Annotated in this window: 1 protein-coding gene and 1 pseudogene; both read right to left on the minus strand. The window is 76.5% G+C overall.

What is annotated here, in order from left to right; genetic code table 11:
- A pseudogene (locus G3I53_RS06635) lies at window positions 1-533 on the minus strand (radical SAM protein); the annotation flags it as partial.
- 90 nt (window positions 534-623) lie between these two features.
- Complete coding sequence (locus tag G3I53_RS06640; protein ID WP_164346473.1) at window positions 624-863, minus strand: hypothetical protein; 240 nt, start codon at window positions 861-863, stop codon at window positions 624-626.
- Window positions 864-1,239 lie beyond the last annotated feature (376 nt).

Raw genomic sequence — 1,239 nt, forward strand, 5'->3', positions numbered from 1 at the left:
GCCCGGTCGGGTCCGGTGAGGGTGAGTTCCCCCGCCCGGGTGCCGGCCCGTCCCGTCGCCGGACCGTCGGCCCCGTCAGGCAGCCGTGCCGTGCCGAGTCCGGGCAGCGGCAGCGCGCCGTCGGTGAGCGGGACCCGCAGCACCGTCTCCGTGCCCGCCCGCAGCGAGGCGACGACGGCGAGGGTGTTCAGCCGGCCCGCCTCCGCCCACAGCGGGGGGCCGCTCGCGGTGCCGTGCACCCTGCGCAGCATGTGGGCGATCCACGTCCCGGTGGCCGGCGCCAGCAGCAGCGCCTCGACCGGCTCCGGGGCGCGCCGGGCGGCCTCCTTGAGCACCCGCCACGCCTCGGCGGCCGGGGTCAGGGGGGTGGGCAGGGCGACGAGATGGTCCAGCAGGGTGCGCAGGAGCAGCAGGCGGCGGGCGCGTTCGCCCTGTTCGAGGAAGGCCACGGCCTCCGCGGAGCCCCCGCCGGCGGCCAGTTCCGCGAAGAGCCGTTCGGGCATGCGGAAGGGGGCGGTGCGCTGCTCGGTCATTCCCGTGGACCTCCGGTCGGTGGGCGGGCATGCGGAAGCCCGGCGGTGCGCACTCCTCACGGGGTGCGGCGCCGGGTCTGCGGGGCCGGGCTATTCGGCCCTGGCGCCCTGGCCGCCACCGGACTCGCCGCCGCCCCTGATGCCCCCGCGCGAGCGCAGGACCTCGGAGAGCAGGCGGGTACCGGGGCGAAGGGGGGCCAGGCCGTCCACGGCGGTCAAGGGCCAAGCCGCGAGATCCACCAGGTCCGACTCCCGCACGGGAACTCCCGCCGCGAGGGCCGGCTCCCGGACGGCTGCTTCGGCGTTGCGCTGAGCGGGCGGCTGTTGCAAGGTGCGTCCCCCTTCTCGCACGGTGGCACGCGATGCCCCGTGTCTCAATCCATCATGGCCATTCTGTTGCCCATCGAAAACCGTACGATCACGCCAACTGATCATCGATTGACGGGGAAATGGCGCCCGGCCGCCCCGAACTCCGATGGATCGCGCCGGTCTTCGCCCCCGTGTCCGCCGGGTGCGCCGTCGGCCGGAAGGCGCCCGGCTGCCCCGGCCTCCTTCCGCGACGGTGGCGTGCGGGGCGGGTGGGAGAGCCGACGGCAGCCGCGCCCGGCCGGGTGCGACGCGACGGGTCCGAGGTGCGGCGGAGGGCGGAAACGCCTCGCGGCGCGACCCTCGCGGCGCACCCGCCAACTGCGGGTTCACCGGCGGG

It is taken from the genome of Streptomyces sp. SID14436, from assembly GCF_010548465.1.
Lineage (GTDB): Bacteria > Actinomycetota > Actinomycetes > Streptomycetales > Streptomycetaceae > Streptomyces.